Source organism: Mesorhizobium sp. AA23 (genome assembly GCF_001672435.1).
Taxonomy (GTDB): domain Bacteria; phylum Pseudomonadota; class Alphaproteobacteria; order Rhizobiales; family Rhizobiaceae; genus Mesorhizobium.
Window position 1 is genome coordinate 56,335 of record NZ_LYTP01000006.1, and the last position, 16,022, is coordinate 72,356.

Here is a 16,022-nt window from a genome sequence, read left to right on the forward strand (position 1 = left end):
GGGAGGAGCACTATGGACATCTCGACCATCACCGACACGTTCGACAGTTGGACCGACACGGCTCTCGGCTGGATCAGCGACAATGGCGACTGGCTGTTCGAAACGCTGAGGACCGGGCTTGAAGGAACCTATGACGGCGTCCTCTGGCTGCTGCAGCTCGCACCGTTCTACCTGATCGCGATGGTCGCGGCGCTGCTCGCGTGGCGACTGATCAATGCCCTCGCCGGCGTTCTCGCCGGGCTTGCCCTGGTCTTCTGCGCGGTCATGGGGCTCTGGGCCGAGACCATGAGCACGCTCGCCCTGGTGATTACCGCCACCATATTGGCGCTGCTCTTCGGCATTCCGATCGGCATCGTGGCGGGTTTCGGCAGGGCGTTCGACCGTTTCCTCGAGCCGATACTCGACCTGATCCAGACGCTGCCACCCTACATCTATCTTCTTCCGGCGATCGCGCTGCTGGGTTACGGACCGGCGACCGCGCTCGTGGCCACTTTCATCGTCGCGATGCCTCCTGCCATCCGGCTCACTGCGCTGGGCATCCGAATGACGCCGCGCGAATTCGTGGAGCTGGGACACGCGACCGGCCTGACCCCTTGGCAGATGTTCGTCAAGATCAGGCTCCCCTTCGCCATCCCGAGCGTCATGGCGGGGATCAACCAGAGCCTGATGATGGCCTTCGGCATGGTCGTCATCGCCGGCATCGTCGGTTCGGGCGGTCTCGGCGAGACGATCTATTCGGCCGTGCGCACGCTCGACATTGCAACCTCTATCAACGCCGCCATCGCCATCGTCATACTGACCATGGTGCTCGACAGGCTCACGCAAAGCGCGGCCAGCCGCGCCAAGGGAGGCGCAAGATGAATTTCGATCTGCTCCGCTTTTCGCCGGGGGGTTATCTTGCCCCCGCGGTGGATTGGCTGAACACCAACTTCCATCCGTTTTTCGACGCCGTGGCCAAACTGATCGAGGCGGTGCTCAGCGGCATCGAAGTCGCCCTGCTCTACCCGCCCGCCTATGTGACGATCGTCTTGGCCGTTGCTCTGGCCTTCTTTCTCGTCGGCACCAGGGTTGCCGTCGTGACGGCCGTTGCGCTTCTCTTCTGCCTGCTGGCCGGCTTCTGGGCCGCGTCGATGCAGACGCTGGCGCTGGTGACGGTGGCGGTGATCATCTCGGTGTCGATCGCGTTCCCGCTCGGCATCCTGGCATCGCGCTCCAAGAATTTCGAGGCCGCGATCCGGCCGGTGCTGGACATCATGCAGACGGTACCGCCTTGGGTCTATCTCATCCCAGCCGTCATGATCTTCAGCCTCGGCCGCGTGCCGGCGATCATCGCGACGATCGTCTACGGCATACCGCCGATGCTGCGCCTGACGACGCTCGCCTTCAACCAGGTGCCGAAGGATCTTCTGGAGCTTGGCCAGGCCACCGGGGCTTCGCCGCGATCGATCCTGTTCAAGATAGAAATCCCCTCCGCCACGCCCACCCTGCTGGTCGGCCTCAACCAGTGCATTCTGCTCTCACTGGCTATGGTCGTGCTGGCCGGCCTCGTCGGAGCGGGCGGCCTCGGCGCGGAGGTGACGCGGGGATTGACCCGCATGGAGATGGGGCTCGGCCTGCGGGCCGGCCTGTCGATCGTGGCGATCGCCATCTTCCTCGACCGGCTGTCGAGGGGCGCGCTGGAGCGCAGCCGGGCACCCGGTGCGGCCAAGCCTGCCTGAACGGAGAGATCATGCGCCGCAGCTTCTTCTGCATCGACGCCCACACCTGCGGCAACCCGGTTCGGCTGGTCGCCGGCGGCGGACCCTTGCTGCCGCACGCCCCGATCGCCGAGCGACGCGAGCTCTTCGTGCGCGAGCATGACTGGATCCGGCGGGCGCTGATGTTCGAACCGCGCGGCCACGACATCATGTCGGGCGCCATCATCTATCCCGCCTACCGCGAGGACTGCGATTTCGCCGTCATCTTCATCGAGGTCAGCGGCTGCCTGCCGATGTGCGGCGCCGGCACGATCGGCCTGGTTACGGCGGCGCTGGAAGAAGGGCTCGTTACGCCGCGCATCCCGGGCAGGCTGTCGATCGAGACGCCGGCGGGAAGAGTGGACATCCAGTACGAGAAGCCGGGCGAATTCGTGGACTCCGTGCGGATGTTCAATGTCGCCAGTTATCTGCATGCGGCCGATGTCGGCGTCCATGTTCCAGGGCTCGGCCGGCTCGTGGTCGACATCGCCTATGGTGGCAATTTCTACGCGGTGGTCGAGCCGCAGGAAAACTGGCGGGGTCTGGAGGGCATGTCGGCCAGCGACATCGTCGACCTCAGCCGGCGTCTGCGCGACGCGTTGGCGATTGTCTGCAATCCGGTCCACCCCGAGGACGAGAGAATAAGCGGCGTCCACCACGCCATCTGGTGCGACAAACCCTTGGGCAGCGATGCCGACGGCCGCGGTGCGGTCTTCTATGGCGACAAGGCGATCGACCGTTCGCCGGGCGGCACGGGAACGTCGGCGCGCATGGCGCAACTTCGCGGCAAGGGCCGCCTGAAAGTCGGCGACAGCTTCCGCCAGGAAAGCCTGATCGGCACTGTCTTCGAGGGCCGTGTCGAGGCGGAGGTTGACGTTGGCCCTTTCAAAGGCATTCGGCCAAGCGTCGGCGGATGGGCGCAAATTATTGGCCACAATACGATCTTTGTGGACGACCGCGATCCGTTGGCCCACGGATTCCAGATCAGGTAGGCGCTTGCTTCGCTGCCTTGTCGTGGCCTCGGTCGTCCGAATGGCCGAGCATGCGAAGCGCACGGCCGATATTTACCTAAGCTGGCCAGTCTGGCCATCGTCCTTAGGGATGCGTTTCAATTGTATTAGCATTAGCGCATATTTCTATCAGCCGGTGCCCTCTTAGCGAAGTCCCCGTACTAGGTCCCCGCCGGTTAGGCCCGGTGGCCCTTGCCTTTCGCCACCAAACCCACAAGGGCTCCGGGCCGCTCCCGTGTCAGGGTGTCGACAGACCGTGTCATTCGAACCCCGAAGGACATCGGGCATGGGCGATCGACCGCGCCGATGCGGTAAACTCTCCTTGCACTTGCCATCACCGGGCTACGCGACGCGAGCCGCATGCGGCTTCAACATCGTGGCAAGCACGATGCCGGCGACGATGAAGGCGGCGCCGATGAGATCGTAGTCATGCAGGCTCTCGCCGAGCAGCAGATAGGCGAGGATGGCGACGAACATCGTCTGCAGATAGAGGAGCATGCTCGCCCGGCTGGCGCCGAGCGTCGCCACGCTGCGATTGTAGAGATAGTACATCAGGGCGCCGCCCGGGCCCGCCAGATAGGCGAGCGCGAGCCAGCCATGGGCGTTCAAGGCGGAGCGTTCGTCGTTGACCAGTTCCCACAGATGGAAAGGCAGGGCGACGAGCGCGCCGGCGCCGAGCAGGAGCACCACCAGCGGCAACAGCTCGATGCCGAATTTGGACCGGCGCACCAGCACGGTGTAGAGCGCCCAGCAGAACGCGCTGCCGACGATCCACAATTCGCCCAGGTTGAACTGTAGCTGAAGCAGCGCCGCCAGGTCGCCATGCGCGACGATCACCAGCATGCCGGCGAGCGCAACCACCGCGCCGAGCGCCTGCCAAAGCCCGAGCGGCTCGCCGAGCACGAAACGCGCGAGCACCATCGTCATGACCGGAGACAGCGCCATGATGATGCCGGCCGTGGTCGCGTCGGTGTCGGCGAGGCCGCGGTAGATCATGCCCTGGCAGAGCGTCAGGCCGATCGCTCCGACGGCGGCGATCTCGAGCGGCCGGGATTTGAGAAGCGCGATCATCGCGCCGTGATGGCGATGCACGATCGGCAGCAGGATGGCGCAGGCGAGCGCAAGCCGCCAGAAGCAGAGTCCCCAGGGCGGCATTTCCGGCGCCACCCATTTTGCCGCGATATAGACGCCGGCCGACAGCAGCCAGCACAGCACCGCGGCCGGATAGCCGGAGAGCGAAGGTATCGAGGCGGCGGCGGACTGTTCCGCCGGATGAGCTATCGGCACCGCCTGCATGTCATGCCCCCGTTCAAACAACGTCAGCGCCCAAGGATGGCGGCAATATATCTCAATCCCGGGCCGTCACATATATGCGCTTCCATGGACAGCGGCGGCCAAGATGCCTCGCTCTGGCTGGATGTGCTTCGGAGCCGCTACCGCATGCGCCCGCCACCGGAGCCATGCATGAACGACTGCAGCTCGTCCAGGTCGAGGCTGCCGTCGCCATCCTCGTCGGCGGCGTTGAAGATCCTGCCGACGATATCCTGAACTTCGCCCTGCGACAGTGCGCCGTCGCCGTCGGCATCCACTATCGCGAACATGACCTGCATACGGGCGCGGTGCATCATGCGCGGTCCCATCCGATCAGGCCTGCCAGCCATTCTGTCGCCGTCGCGCCGCGCTTGTCTGTCTTCGCGGTGCCAACGTCCGCCATGCCGGGGTCCCTGTTCAGCCGAACGATCTTCCTGCAGCTTCTCCTGGAGCGCGTCGTCGATCATCTGGCGGATCATCTCGCGCGTCGGACCTGCGGGTTGGGCGTTGGCTTCCGGTGTCGCGGTCGGTCCGGGCTTCTGCGGAATCGGCGTGGGCTCCGGCGCAGCACTTGTCTGGGCAAGGACCGGGAAGCTCATGAATAGCAAGGCAGCAGCGGCGGCTGTGGTTCTGTACGGAAGTTTCATCGGGTTCTCCCTTGAGCTATGACTGTCTCTCAAACTGAGATGCACAACCAACCTGCTCTCGATCCGATGGTTCCGCGCGAAGCGCCGACGGCCCAAGAAGTGTTTCGAGCCTGCAGAATGCCGGCGCGCTCCTAGGCGCGTGACACGGACTTCGACATCCCGCCAAGCTCCATCGCTCAATCACCTAAGAGCAATGTTTCGCGCTGCCGACGGCAGCAGGCTCTCGGTGCCGGGCGCGGAAACCGGGGCGCCGTGAAGAACCCAGTCGGCCGCGATCTGCCCGATCACCGGGGCCAGCTGAATGCCGTAGCCGCCGGCGCCGGCGGCGGTCACCAATGTCGGCTCGGAAGCATCGATCGGGCCGACGAAGGGGCGATGGTCGGCGGTCACGGGGTAAAGGCCGGCCCAGCCCCGGCCAAGCCGCGCGCCCGGCAGATCGGGCAGCCGCTCAAGGAGAAGCTCCGCCAGTCTGACCTTAGATCGTTCCTCGCAATGGTCGTTATAATTGTCGGGATCCTCCGGCGCGAGCGAGTCGACCTTGTGAATCTCGGCGATCAGTTCGGTGCTTTTCTCATGGCGGAAATTGAGGCCGCTGCCTTCGCCGTTTACCAGATCCATGACCATCGGCATCGTGTAGCCGAGCGGCTCGTCGAGATGGATGACGACCGCCTCGTGACGCTCGGGCCAAATGTGCAGGCGCTGGCCGAAGAGTTCGGCCACCTGCGGCGCCCAGGCTCCTGCCGCATTGACCACGACATCGCAATCGATCGGATCGCCGCTGGTCTCCAGCGTGTAGCCGCGCGCTCGCCGCCTTACCCCCAGCAGCTTGCGATACTGGCGGATTTCGCCGCCCTGGGTGCGGACCGAATGCGCCAGGAAAGTGCACATCTCGTGAGGGTCGAGGAAGCCATTGTCGGGCCCGAACAGCCCACCCTCCAGCCCACCCGGGTTGATATGCGGCACGAGTTCCGTGAGTTCGTTCGCACGATAGAGTCGGGAGCGCAGGCCGGCCTCTTCCTGAATTTCCACCGACTTTGCAAACAGTTCCATCTGCTTCTGCGTGCGCGCCAGCCGCAGATAGCCGATGTGGTTGAAGCCAAGCCCCTGGCTCTCCCATTGGCGGAAGCGGCGCAGCGCATGAACGCGAAGCATGATCTCAAACGGATCGGTAAATTGCGATCCGACCACGCCAACCGACCTGCCGCTCGATCCGGAGGCGATCGACTGGCCTTCGAGCACGGTTACGCGCGCGCCCTGTTCGACAAGGTGGAGGGCCGAGCACAAACCCAACGTGCCGGCGCCGATCACCACCACATGAGGAGAAGCTGTCATCCGTGATCCTCCTGTCGGCCTGTCTCAGGACTGGCGAGCGATCTCGCCCAGGGTCTCGTCGATCGCCTGCAGAATGGCGCGGGCGTCCGCCTCGGTCATCGGTGTCGACAGCGCGAACAGGCCATAGCTGGCCGACAAGACGCCGCGGCCAAGCAAGCCCTTGTGGAAGGCATCGAGCTTCCTGCGTTCGGCCTGGCCGGGATAGACGGAGCGGTAATCCGTGACGGGATGCGACGTGAAATGGACCTTGAAGAGCGAGCCCAGGCCGACGCATTGGCCGGCAAGACCATGCTTGCCCAATGAGGCGGCGATGCCGTCGCTCAACAAAGCGCCGAGGCGATCGAGGTGGGCAAAGCTTTCCCTGGTCAGCGCCCGCATCGCGGCCAGCCCGGCGCGCATCGTCACCGGATTGGCGGTGAAGGTGCCGCCATGCGGCAAAGCGGGCTTGCCCTGGGTCGGATCGAACACCGCCATGATGTCGGCCCGGCCGCCGACGGCACCCACGGGAAAGCCTCCGCCGATGATCTTGCCCAGCGCCGTCAGGTCGGGCTCGATGCCCCACAGCCCCTGCGCGCCCGAATAGCCGAGGCGGACGGAAATCACTTCGTCGAAGATGACCAGGGCACCCGCCGCATGGGCGATCTCGACCATGGCGTGCAGGTAATCCTGCCGCGCCGGAATGAGGCCGGCGCGGTTCGGTATGGGATCGATCAGCACGCCGGCAATGGTATCGCGCTCAGCGGCGAAGACCGCGCGCAGCGCTTCGCTGTCGTTGAACGGCACGGCGATCACATCGTCCAGCACCCCGCGCGGCGTGCCCCTCGCATAGGGCGTGGAATTCGGCATGTCTCCCCAATTGGCGGGAGTACTGTCAAGGCTGACTTCGGCGAAGTCGTAGGAGCCGTGATAGGCGCCCTCGATCTTGACGATTTTGGGCCGTCCGGTGAAGGCGCGCGCGGCCTTGATGGCCATCATCACCCCCTCGGTCCCGGAGTTGGCGAAGCGGATCCGGTCGACCGAGGGCAAGCGCTCGACCAGCAGCTCGGCAAGCTCGATCTCGCTGACCGTCGGCGCACCGAAGGCCGTGCCGAACGGCAGCTGGTCGATCACCGCGGCGGCCACATCCGGTTGCGTGTAGCCATGGATCATCGAGGTGAAATTGTTGATGCAGTCGTAATAGACGTTGCCGTCCACATCCCAGACCCTGCACCCCTCGCCTCGCGAGGCATAGATCGGAAACGGATCGACAAAGACCGTGGTGCGCGTGTTCCCGCCCGGCATCACCTTCCTGGCACGTTCGAACAGGGTCTTCGACAGGGGCATTGCGTCTGGATAGTGCGGCATGGTTCGATCGTATGGCTTTGTTGGCGCAGTGCGCAATCGGCCAGGCGAGGCCTGCGACGTGACCACCAAGACCCAATTGAAGCCAAAGCTAGGCCAACCCCGCCATGCGAAGTCCGCTGATGTAGAGAGCGCGCTTTTCGGGCCTGACGATGGGGTGGTGCTCGTCGACCCAGGCCACCGAGAGGTTCGGCTGTAGCCGCAGGGCCTCCTTCAACGCCGCGGCGGCGGTGGCGACATCGCCGGCAAGGGCAGCCGTCGCCGCATAAGTCCGCCAAGCGGTGCCGAAAGCCGGCCGAAGCTGAACGGCCCGGCGCTCCAGATCGGCCGCCACATCGAACCGTCCCGCGGTGAAGTGGCAGATACCCATGGTGGAAAAGATCGCCGCCTGAATGAAATCCCGCGGGCTGAGCCGCGCGGCAATCGCCAGGTGATGCAAGCCATCCTCCGCCATGTCGCCATAGCCATAGGTGGAACCCAGAATGCAGTGCGCGAGCGAGAGCCCAGGATTGCGTTCGATCGCCTCCAGCAATTCGTCTACCGCCGAGCGAAAATTTCGCGACACCATGTGAACATAGCCGGCCGAAAGATGCGCCCAGGGATCGTCCTGATCGCGCACGACCGCCGCTTGTGCCCTCGTCAAAGCGGAGGCCAACAGCTCACGGGGTTTCGGCGTCAGGCCAAGCGCTGCCCGCGCGCCGGTCGTCCAGGCAAGAAGGCTGTTGGCGCGGGCATAATCGGGATCGATCTCAAGCGCCTTGACGAGCAGACCCTCGGCCATGTCGAGGTCTTTCTCGGATCCCCACGTCCAGACATGGGGCATGGCCTTCATCACAAAGCCCCAGGCGTCGAGCCTCTCGGCGGGACGGCTATGCAGGCGCAGACGCTCGGCTTCGTAAAGCTGGGGCTCGATCGAAGCCATAACCTTGTGGGTGATCTGGTCTTGCAACGCCAGGAAATCGCCGCTCTCGACATCGAAGCGTTCCGCCCACACCTGCGTACCCGCGCTGGCATCGCTCAGCGTCGCCGTGATCCTCAGGGCCTGCCCGGACTGGCGCACGCTGCCCTGCAGGACGTAGCGGACTTTCAACTCGCGGCGCAGGCGATCGAGCTCGATGTGCTGCGGGTCATAGGCAAAGGAAGAACTCCGGTCACGCACATGCAGACCTCGCAACCGCGACAGGCCGGTGATGATGTCCTCCGACAGGCCGTCGGCAAAGTAGGACTTTTCGGGATCGTCGCCGATCAGGCGAAAACGGGTCACCGCGATGGACGGCCCTTCGTCCGATTCGGCTGCACCGTTTCGCGTATCGCTTGCGTCAAGCCGCACCTCGCCGGTCAGCCGGTAGCCCACGCGCGCGACCGACAGGATCGAATGCGAGGCGTCGGGTCCCTCGCCCAGGACCTTGCGCAAGGCGGCGATCTGCACCGACAGGTTGCCCTCCTCGACCGCCAGTCCGTTCCAGGCTGCATCGAGCAGTTCGTCCTTACCGACCACGACTCCGGCCGAGCGCAGCAGGCGCTCCAGAAGCAGCATGGCCCGGTAGCCTACCGAAATCGGCACTCCGCGTCGGTAAAGCATTCCCGCTCCCGCATCGAGCAAGAAAGGACCAAAACTGTAGCGCCGCTCCTCCATCAGCTCACGCTAATGCAATGAGGCGTTTTTTGGAAGTTTTCGGAAGTTTTAGCACCTCGGTTCGCTACATTTAGCGGCCCGCATTTCACCTTGATTGCTCCTGACCGAGAGGAGCGATCCCATGACCGCCGCCACCAAGATCGAAGTTGCCGTGCCCCCCTCTGCCCTGTTCCAAGAAATGTGGGGCATCTACCGCAAGGTTCTGGACAACAACTACCTGTTTCACCGTGAAGCTTATGCGGTGCTTCGCCAGTTGCTGCAAAACCAACGCCCTGGTTTCTCTTTCCTGGACCTTGCCTGCGGAGACGCCTCGTTCAGTGCGGCTGCCTTGGAGGGCTTGCCCGTCGGTCGCTATGTCGGCATCGACCTGTCGCGGACAGCGCTCGATGAGGCAACCGCCAATGTCGCCGGTCTGTCATGCGCCGCCGAACTGCGGCGCGGGGAATTCGTAGAGTGGCTGACCGCCTCGGAGGAGCCTGTCGACTTCGCCTGGATCGGCCTGTCCTTGCACCATTTACGCTTCGACAAAAAACTCGAGGTCATGCACCAGCTGCGGCGCCTTGTCGGCCCATCCGGGACACTTCTGGTCTACGAGAACACATGCAAAATGTGGGAGAGCCGGGCCGGCTGGATGAGACGATGGGAACGGCAGCGCAAAGATTTTTCAGCGCTCAGCAGCCTCGAATGGCTGCTGCTCGCCACCCACGTGCATAGCATGGATTACCCTGAGACGGCGTCTTCCTGGCGGAATCTTGGCCGGCGGGCCGGCTTCCGCGAGGTGCGTGAGCACTACAGGAGTCCTTCGAACCTATTCCGGTTGTTCAGCTTCAAGGCTTAGCGGCTCGCGGCCGACAACTTCGCGTCGACGAGCCGGGCTCGGCGAACTCACACGCGAACCAAAGCTCTACCTGAATGGTCGAAATGCAGGGCGCGAGTGGGCGGGACATCGAGCTGCCAGGCGCGGCATCAAAGCGGTCAGGTCGGGAACATGCCAATCCTGCCTGGCCGCCGGTGGCTACACAAATTCGCGGGCAAAGCTGCCCGCGCTCAGAAGCGCGCGCCGTCCGGCGCTCAATTGCGCATTCCAGACCGGCCAGGCATGGATCATATGCGGCCAGATTTCGAGGCGTGCCTCGACGTCCGCCATGCCGGCGGCCTCGGCGAGCCGCGTCGCGTCCGACAGCAGCGTCTCGGCGGAACCGACCTGGATCAGCATTGGAGGAAATCCGGTCAGATCGGCAAACAAGGGCGAGATCAGCGGATCGCGCCGATCCACACCATGGGGAACATAGGCGCCCGCCAGTTCCTCCAGATAGGCCCGGTGGATGATGGGGTCGATCGCGTCCTTGGCTGACAATGTCGTGCCGGACATCGAAAGATCCGTCCAGGGCGAGACCAGCCAAAGGCAGCCCGGCAACCGCTCGCCCGCCGCGCGCAACCGGCCGACCAGTGACAGGCTGAGATTGCCGCCGGCACTGTCTCCGCCGACAACGATGCGATCCGGCGCGATCCCTTGCTCGGCGAGGAAGCGCCACGCCGCGAGCGCGTCTTCGTGCTGCGCGGGAAAGGGATGTTCCGGCGCGCGCCGATAGCCGACCGCAAGCGTGCGCATTCTCATTGCCCGGCCGGCCTCTGTCACCATTCGACGATGGCTTGTGATCGAGCCGGAGCAGTAACCGCCACCATGGAAGAAGAGCAGCACCTTGTCCGTGTCGGACCCGGGCGCCAAGGACCACTCGGACGCGAGGTCGTTGAAGGTCACCGCCTCGCATCGGATATCGGCCGCGACCGGCGAGGACGAGCCGACCTCATCGAGCCGCGCCCGGCGTTCGTCCCAGCCCACCGGCCGCGGCTTCGACGCCAGCAAGGCGCGAATTGCGTTGATTTCCTTTAGATCGAGGTTTTCGCCCGCACCGCTCATTTCTACGCCCCGACCAAGCGCGCCGCGACTAGTAGCGCTTTGAGCTTTGGCAACGGAAATCGTTGGGATAGTCGCTGGATGTGTCAAGCTGCGTCAGCGAATTCGCCCATGGACTATTTGAATTGATCGGCATGGCACGGCGCGAGCAGAACCCTATTGTGTTTGTGTTAGCTGCAAACCACGCGGAGACGAACGTGACCCTGACCAACCGAGACCTGGTCGAGCTGACGGAATGGCGGCGCAAGCTGCATCGGCAGCCGGAAATCTCCAACGAAGAGGAGAAGACGGCGAAGGAGGTCGTCGACTTCCTCGCCGATACCGGGCCGGACAAGGTGCTGACCGGGCTCGGCGGCCATGGGGTGGCGGCGGTCTATGACAGCGGGCAAGCCGGGCCGACGGTGCTGTTTCGCTCCGAGCTCGACGCGCTGCCGATCCACGAGCTTTCGGGCGTCGCGCATGCCTCGCAGGTGCCGGGCAAGTCGCATATGTGCGGCCATGACGGGCACACAGCGATCCTGGCTGCGCTCGGCCGCCAGTTCGGGCGCCAGAGGCCGGCGTGCGGCCGCGTGGTGCTGATGTTCCAGCCGGCGGAAGAGACCGGCAATGGCGCGGCGGGCGTCGTCGCCGATCCGCGCTTTTCCGAGATCCAGCCTGACTTCGCCTTCTCGCTGCACAATCTGCCGGGCGTGCCGTTCGGCGAAGTGCGGCTCAAACCCGGCGTGGTGAACTGCGCCTCGCGCGGCATGCGGATCGTGCTCGAAGGCAAGACCGCGCATTCCTCCATGCCCGAGACCGGCAGCTCGCCGATGCTGGCGGTCAGTGAGCTGATGCCTCAATTGCCGGCGCTCGGGCGCGGCACCTTTGCCGACGACGATTTCGCTATGGTCACGGTCACCCATTGCTCGATGGGCGAAGCGGTGTTCGGCATTGCGCCCGGCTACGCCGAGGTGTGGGCGACCCTGCGCACCCGCCGCGACGAGCGCATGGCGGAGTTGGTTGCAGCGGCGGAGGCGCTGGCGGCAAGAATCGCCGCCCAACACGGCCTTTCCGTCCGCCACGACTACCACGAGATTTTCGTGGCCAGCGTCAACGCGCCGGACGCGGTGCAGCATCTCGAGCGCGCGCTGGACGAGGAAGGCGTGTCGCGCGGCGAGGAAGCCTTGCCGATGCGCGCCTCGGAGGATTTCGGCATCTTCGGCCACAGCGCCAAGTCGGCGATGTTCTTCCTCGGAGCCGGCGAGCGCTACCCGGCGCTGCACAATCCCGACTACGATTTCCCGGACGACCTGATCCCGATCGGTTCGAAGATCTTCATGCGCGCGGCGCGCAATCTGCTGGGGTGAGCGGGCTGGAAAGGAGGCGCATTCTCCGGCCGGAATTGCGTCGGTCCAGAGAGACAGGGCAGTTCACCTTTTCCATGAAACGCTGAACTGAGACGGTGCGCAGGGCCGGCCGGACAGCTTTCGCTGGCGGTTTGCGTGTGCCGCGTAGCGCCCTGTATTGTTATGCCGGCTTGCCGCTTGTATGAGCGGGGAATGACCTCGATCTCCCGTCTTACCGCCCTCGTGCTGCTGGCGGCCATCACGTTTGCCACCCTCTCACCCGTCCAAATGCGCCCGCATCTCGGTGAGGCGAACATGGAACGCGCACTGGCCTATGCCCTGTTCGGCCTTGCCTTGGCCTTCGGATTCCGCGCCCGCCTGATGCACGCAATGCTGTTTGTCTGCGCCGCGGCCGGCCTATTGGAATTGCTGCAGGCGGTCGATCCCGGCCGGCATGCCCGGCTCCAGGATGCGCTCGTGAAAGCGGCGGCCGGGCTCATTGGGATTGCCTTGGCGCGGATTGTGTTTGCCGTCGCGAGCAGGGCCGTCGATCGTTCGGCAGGTCCGAGGATTTGAATCCCGGCACGGCAGCGCAGGCAATAGCCGCGCGGAACCCGCTTGGGGTTCTTCGCTGGCGCGGCGCTATCGCGCGGAAAAGGTCCGCGAGGTCGGCGACCGGATCATCAAAAACCAGCTGGCGCGGCACCGGCGCGAGAGCGCGCCCGACCTCGATCTGGGCGATGCGGCGGCGCTCATCGAGACGCTCCTGGAGAACGTGGTCCACCGCGCCATCGAACGGCACCCGGCCAGCGTCGCCGGCGAACGCGCGATGGGCCAGTGCCGCAGGATGATTATGGCCTATCTGACGAGCGTTGACCGCCATGCCGCCTAGCACTCACGCCGACCAGCACCACAATTTCTTCGCGCGCGAAGCCGTCACGGTGGCGCGCGCCTTGATCGGCGCGCGGCTCGGCCTCGCCGGCGTCGGCGGCATCATTGTCGAGACCGAGGCCTATCGCCCCGACGATCCGGCCTCGCACAGCTATCGCGGCCGCACGCCGCGCAACGCGCCGATGTATGGCGCCCCCGGCACGGCCTATGTCTATCGCTCCTACGGCTTGCATTGGTGCCTGAATGCGGTGTGCCTGCCGGGCAGCGCGGTGCTGATCCGCGCGATCCAGCCGCAGTCCGGCATCGCCGCCATGCGCGACAGGCGGGGAACCGACGATGACAGGCTGCTCTGCTCCGGCCCGGGCAAGCTCTGCCAGGCGCTGGGCGTCGACGGCTCGCATAACGGCCTGTCGCTCATCGCCCCGCCCTTCGAGTTTTCCGCCTCGGAAACCAACGCGGCCGCTATTTTGAGCGGACGCAGGATCGGCATCACGAAGGGCGTGCAGGCGCAGTGGCGGTTCGGCCTCGGCGGATCGCCTTATGTCAGCCGGAAGTTTTGACAGATCGATAGCGATCGATCACGCCGCCATCCATTCCTGCGCGGCACGCGCCGCGGCCAGTTCCATCGCTTCGGCAGCGAGAATGCCGCGCGACCTCGCGAACGCTTCGAAGGCGACGCGTGCGGCTTCGGCATCCTGTTCACCCGCGACCGCCGCCCGGCACAGCGCGATGGTCGTTGCGTAGGTCGGGCTGCGGCTGCCCGTCCATTCGTCGAGAAACTGATAGGCCTCGAAGACGGTGTTTATCTCGCGCGGAAAGCCGAGCCCGACGAAGATTGCGACGGGCTGAGAGAAACGCTTGGCGGGCATTGGTGTGGGCTCCATGAGGTAAGCTGCTTCGACAACGCGCGTCCCGCAGGCCGGTTGCAGCTCGAAAGCGATTTTGGTTCCCGTCGACGGATGCTTGCCCGAAGCCTCCGTGTGTGTTTTCTCGCCCGCACATTAGGAAAGGCTTGCGGATGCGAATCGCAATGATCCTTGCGCTGAGCGCGGCGCTGGCTGGATGCGTGACCTCTCCGGTCGACTACGGAGCGAAGCTGTCGCAGCAGGACCCGAAATGGGCCTCGCCGGAATGCCAGCAGGCCCGCATTGCGGCCTCGGACTACGACGTGCGCGAAAAGGAGCATCCCGGCTGGGGTTTTGGCGTGCTGCTCGGCCCGTACAGCATGGGGATGGTGGCGGCGGTGAAGGAGCATGAGCAGCAACAGCGACGGCTTCTTGCCCGCCAGGTGCACCTGCAATGCTCCAGCCAGCCGCTGCCGAAGGAGCTGGATTTCGATCCGGCAACCTACGCGCCGACGAAGACGCAATATCCGTAGGCGAAAGCGCGCCGCTGCGACTTCGAATCGGCGGCCGCTGTTTCTTGTTGAAGGCGCAGGTGGGGATGGCCTCGCTTGATGGCGAGATGCTTGCATTCAGCGTTCGCCCCACGCCTTCAGCAATGGTCCGTCGCGGCCATAGACCGGGTCCTTGCGCGGCCGGCTCACCTTCGGGATCATGCGTAGCGCTTCCGCGTGCTGCTCGGGCTTGGTGCATTCGTCATAGGTGCCGGAGGGCGGATAGGCGCCGACGACGAGGAAATCGGCGGAAGCCGAGAGCCGCTGGTGACCGGTGCCGGCCGGCAGGACCGCGACGTCGCCGGCCTTGACCGTGAGCGCGCGGCCCTTGTCGCCGCCGAAGCGCACCTTGGCCTCGCCGCGCGCAATGCCCAGCACCTCATGGATGCGCGAGTGGTAGTGGACATAGTCGTAGATGCCGTTGCGCCAGCTGTCGCCCCAGCCATTCGCCTTGAATAGCTCCTCGAAGACGGCTGCCGGATCGAGATCGTCCGGCAACGTCACGGCGCCGCGGTAAACGATCAGCGGCCACGACGGATGGTTCGGAACAAGGCCGTCGTCCTTGAAGCGGAAGGCATTGGCTTTCCTCTGCCTAACCAGATCCGCGAGCCTGGACGTGGCCGGTCTTGCGATCCCGGTCAGCTTCTCGGCTGCTTTCTTGATGCTCTCGACAATGCTCAAAGCCGGGCCCTCCATAAGTGCCGCTTGCAACGCCTTGCGACCTCGGCCGACCGAACTCAACCCGTGGGGACAGCCTTGGTTCCAGAGGTTGGCGACGCCCGCTCGCGGCACGAGCGACCCCCATTGCTTCCCGGCATCGCAGCGGTCAAGCTGCGGGAGGTTGCCGGCATCCCATGCCTCACGCCGCCAATGGCCGCGCGCCCTTCCCGAGGAGTTCAAAATGCGTGCATTTTGCCTTTCGACCATCGGCGTTTTCGCTTCGGTGCTGCTTGCGGCATCCGCCTTCCCGGTCCTCGCTTCAGGCAGCGCGGCGAAGGGCCAAAATCTCCATCGACTGTGCCGCCAGGTGAAGAACGACGATACGATCCGCGCCTACTCGCACGAGCTCTACGGCGGCACGGTCAAGGCGTTCAGGAAGCTCTTTCCGGACGCCAAGGGCGCGCCGGCGGAATCGGAACTGCAGGCGCAGGCCAACTACCGCTGCATGAACGGCAAGGTGCTGGCCTGCTTCGTCGGGGCAAACCTGCCCTGCGCCAAAATGAACGCCGCGCGCGACAATCCCGGCGCGGACGAATTCTGCAGGACCAACCCGAATGCCGACGTCGTGCCAGCCTTCGCGACCGGTCACGACGCGCTCTATTCCTACAAATGTCTGGACGGCAAGGCGGTGGTGACCGGCGAGACCTGGGTGCTCGACAAGCGCGGCTTTGCCGCCCGGTTGTGGGCCGAAGTGCCCCGGCACTGAGGCTGACCGAAGAGCCGATCCGACGACCTGCAGAGACGGCTTAGCGGCGGCGC

General features: G+C 64.9%; 18 protein-coding genes. 10 read left to right on the forward strand and 8 right to left on the reverse strand.

Translation table 11 applies throughout. The features are described from left to right. The first annotated feature begins 12 nt into the window (after positions 1-12). The 3 genes from A9K66_RS07595 to A9K66_RS07605 are packed head-to-tail and all read left to right on the forward strand — an operon-like array spanning position 13 to position 2,728. Positions 13-861 (forward strand): ABC transporter permease subunit, encoded by an 849-nt coding sequence (locus A9K66_RS07595; protein WP_067321774.1) that lies wholly within the window; start codon positions 13-15, stop codon positions 859-861. Next, the gene (locus A9K66_RS07600) at positions 858-1,718 is read left to right on the forward strand and encodes an ABC transporter permease subunit (protein WP_067321777.1); all 861 of its coding nucleotides are present in this window, start codon (positions 858-860) and stop codon (positions 1,716-1,718) included. Before A9K66_RS07595 ends, A9K66_RS07600 begins: the two co-directional genes overlap by 4 nt. Positions 1,719-1,729: 11 nt before the next feature. Beyond that, entirely contained in the window at positions 1,730-2,728 is a 999-nt protein-coding gene (locus tag A9K66_RS07605) for a 4-hydroxyproline epimerase (RefSeq protein WP_067321781.1), read from the forward strand. 360 nt (positions 2,729-3,088) lie between these two features. On the opposite strand, the gene A9K66_RS07610 is transcribed toward A9K66_RS07605, so the two are convergent. The 5 genes from A9K66_RS07610 to A9K66_RS07630 all read right to left on the reverse strand — a co-directional run bounded on the left by A9K66_RS07610 (position 3,089) and on the right by A9K66_RS07630 (position 8,959). After that, positions 3,089-4,042, reverse strand: coding sequence for an EamA family transporter (locus A9K66_RS07610; protein ID WP_067321784.1), 954 nt, complete (start codon positions 4,040-4,042; stop codon positions 3,089-3,091). A gap of 137 nt (positions 4,043-4,179) precedes the next feature. Further along, a complete protein-coding gene (locus A9K66_RS07615; RefSeq protein WP_245307429.1) occupies positions 4,180-4,749 on the reverse strand; it encodes an EF-hand domain-containing protein in 570 nt (189 codons plus the stop codon). A 135-nt stretch (positions 4,750-4,884) separates the two neighbouring features. Further along, positions 4,885-6,036: an FAD-binding oxidoreductase gene (locus A9K66_RS07620; protein ID WP_082953757.1), complete on the reverse strand. Its 1,152-nt coding sequence runs from the start codon at positions 6,034-6,036 to the stop codon at positions 4,885-4,887. Positions 6,037-6,060: 24 nt separating this feature from the next. Next, on the reverse strand, positions 6,061-7,380 hold the full coding sequence (locus A9K66_RS07625) for an aspartate aminotransferase family protein (RefSeq protein ID WP_067321794.1): 1,320 nt from the start codon (positions 7,378-7,380) through the stop codon (positions 6,061-6,063). Positions 7,381-7,468: 88 nt separating this feature from the next. After that, positions 7,469-8,959 carry a winged helix-turn-helix domain-containing protein gene (locus A9K66_RS07630; protein ID WP_164750424.1) on the reverse strand — a complete coding sequence of 497 codons (1,491 nt, stop codon included), beginning with the start codon at positions 8,957-8,959 and terminating at the stop codon, positions 7,469-7,471. Between the two features lie 175 nt (positions 8,960-9,134). Here A9K66_RS07630 and A9K66_RS07635 point away from each other — a divergent pair, with 175 nt between their 5' ends. After that, complete coding sequence (locus A9K66_RS07635) at positions 9,135-9,851, forward strand: class I SAM-dependent methyltransferase (protein WP_067321804.1); 717 nt, start codon at positions 9,135-9,137, stop codon at positions 9,849-9,851. 177 nt (positions 9,852-10,028) lie between these two features. On the opposite strand, the gene A9K66_RS07640 is transcribed toward A9K66_RS07635, so the two are convergent. Next, on the reverse strand, positions 10,029-10,934 hold the full coding sequence (locus A9K66_RS07640) for an alpha/beta hydrolase (RefSeq protein ID WP_067321809.1): 906 nt from the start codon (positions 10,932-10,934) through the stop codon (positions 10,029-10,031). 194 nt (positions 10,935-11,128) lie between these two features. Here A9K66_RS07640 and A9K66_RS07645 point away from each other — a divergent pair, with 194 nt between their 5' ends. From A9K66_RS07645 to A9K66_RS07660, 4 genes are all read left to right on the forward strand, one after another. After that, entirely contained in the window at positions 11,129-12,277 is a 1,149-nt protein-coding gene (locus A9K66_RS07645) for an amidohydrolase (RefSeq protein WP_067322025.1), read from the forward strand. Between the two features lie 192 nt (positions 12,278-12,469). Next, positions 12,470-12,832 (forward strand): VanZ family protein, encoded by a 363-nt coding sequence (locus A9K66_RS07650; RefSeq protein WP_067321824.1) that lies wholly within the window; start codon positions 12,470-12,472, stop codon positions 12,830-12,832. After that, positions 12,783-13,148 (forward strand): hypothetical protein, encoded by a 366-nt coding sequence (locus A9K66_RS07655; RefSeq protein ID WP_067321825.1) that lies wholly within the window; start codon positions 12,783-12,785, stop codon positions 13,146-13,148. Before A9K66_RS07650 ends, A9K66_RS07655 begins: the two co-directional genes overlap by 50 nt. Beyond that, complete coding sequence (locus tag A9K66_RS07660) at positions 13,138-13,707, forward strand: DNA-3-methyladenine glycosylase (protein WP_067321828.1); 570 nt, start codon at positions 13,138-13,140, stop codon at positions 13,705-13,707. Before A9K66_RS07655 ends, A9K66_RS07660 begins: the two co-directional genes overlap by 11 nt. Before the next feature lie 18 nt (positions 13,708-13,725). Here A9K66_RS07660 and A9K66_RS07665 read toward each other — a convergent pair whose 3' ends face one another. Continuing rightward, complete coding sequence (locus A9K66_RS07665; protein WP_067321830.1) at positions 13,726-14,016, reverse strand: DUF982 domain-containing protein; 291 nt, start codon at positions 14,014-14,016, stop codon at positions 13,726-13,728. Positions 14,017-14,165: 149 nt separating this feature from the next. Between A9K66_RS07665 and A9K66_RS07670 the strand changes: the two genes are divergently transcribed. After that, positions 14,166-14,525 carry a hypothetical protein gene (locus A9K66_RS07670; protein ID WP_067321832.1) on the forward strand — a complete coding sequence of 120 codons (360 nt, stop codon included), beginning with the start codon at positions 14,166-14,168 and terminating at the stop codon, positions 14,523-14,525. 96 nt (positions 14,526-14,621) lie between these two features. On the opposite strand, the gene A9K66_RS07675 is transcribed toward A9K66_RS07670, so the two are convergent. Beyond that, positions 14,622-15,224 (reverse strand): cupin, encoded by a 603-nt coding sequence (locus A9K66_RS07675; RefSeq protein ID WP_067322027.1) that lies wholly within the window; start codon positions 15,222-15,224, stop codon positions 14,622-14,624. 220 nt (positions 15,225-15,444) lie between these two features. Between A9K66_RS07675 and A9K66_RS07680 the strand changes: the two genes are divergently transcribed. Next, positions 15,445-15,969 carry a hypothetical protein gene (locus A9K66_RS07680; protein ID WP_156751033.1) on the forward strand — a complete coding sequence of 175 codons (525 nt, stop codon included), beginning with the start codon at positions 15,445-15,447 and terminating at the stop codon, positions 15,967-15,969. The last annotated feature ends 53 nt before the right edge of the window (positions 15,970-16,022 follow it).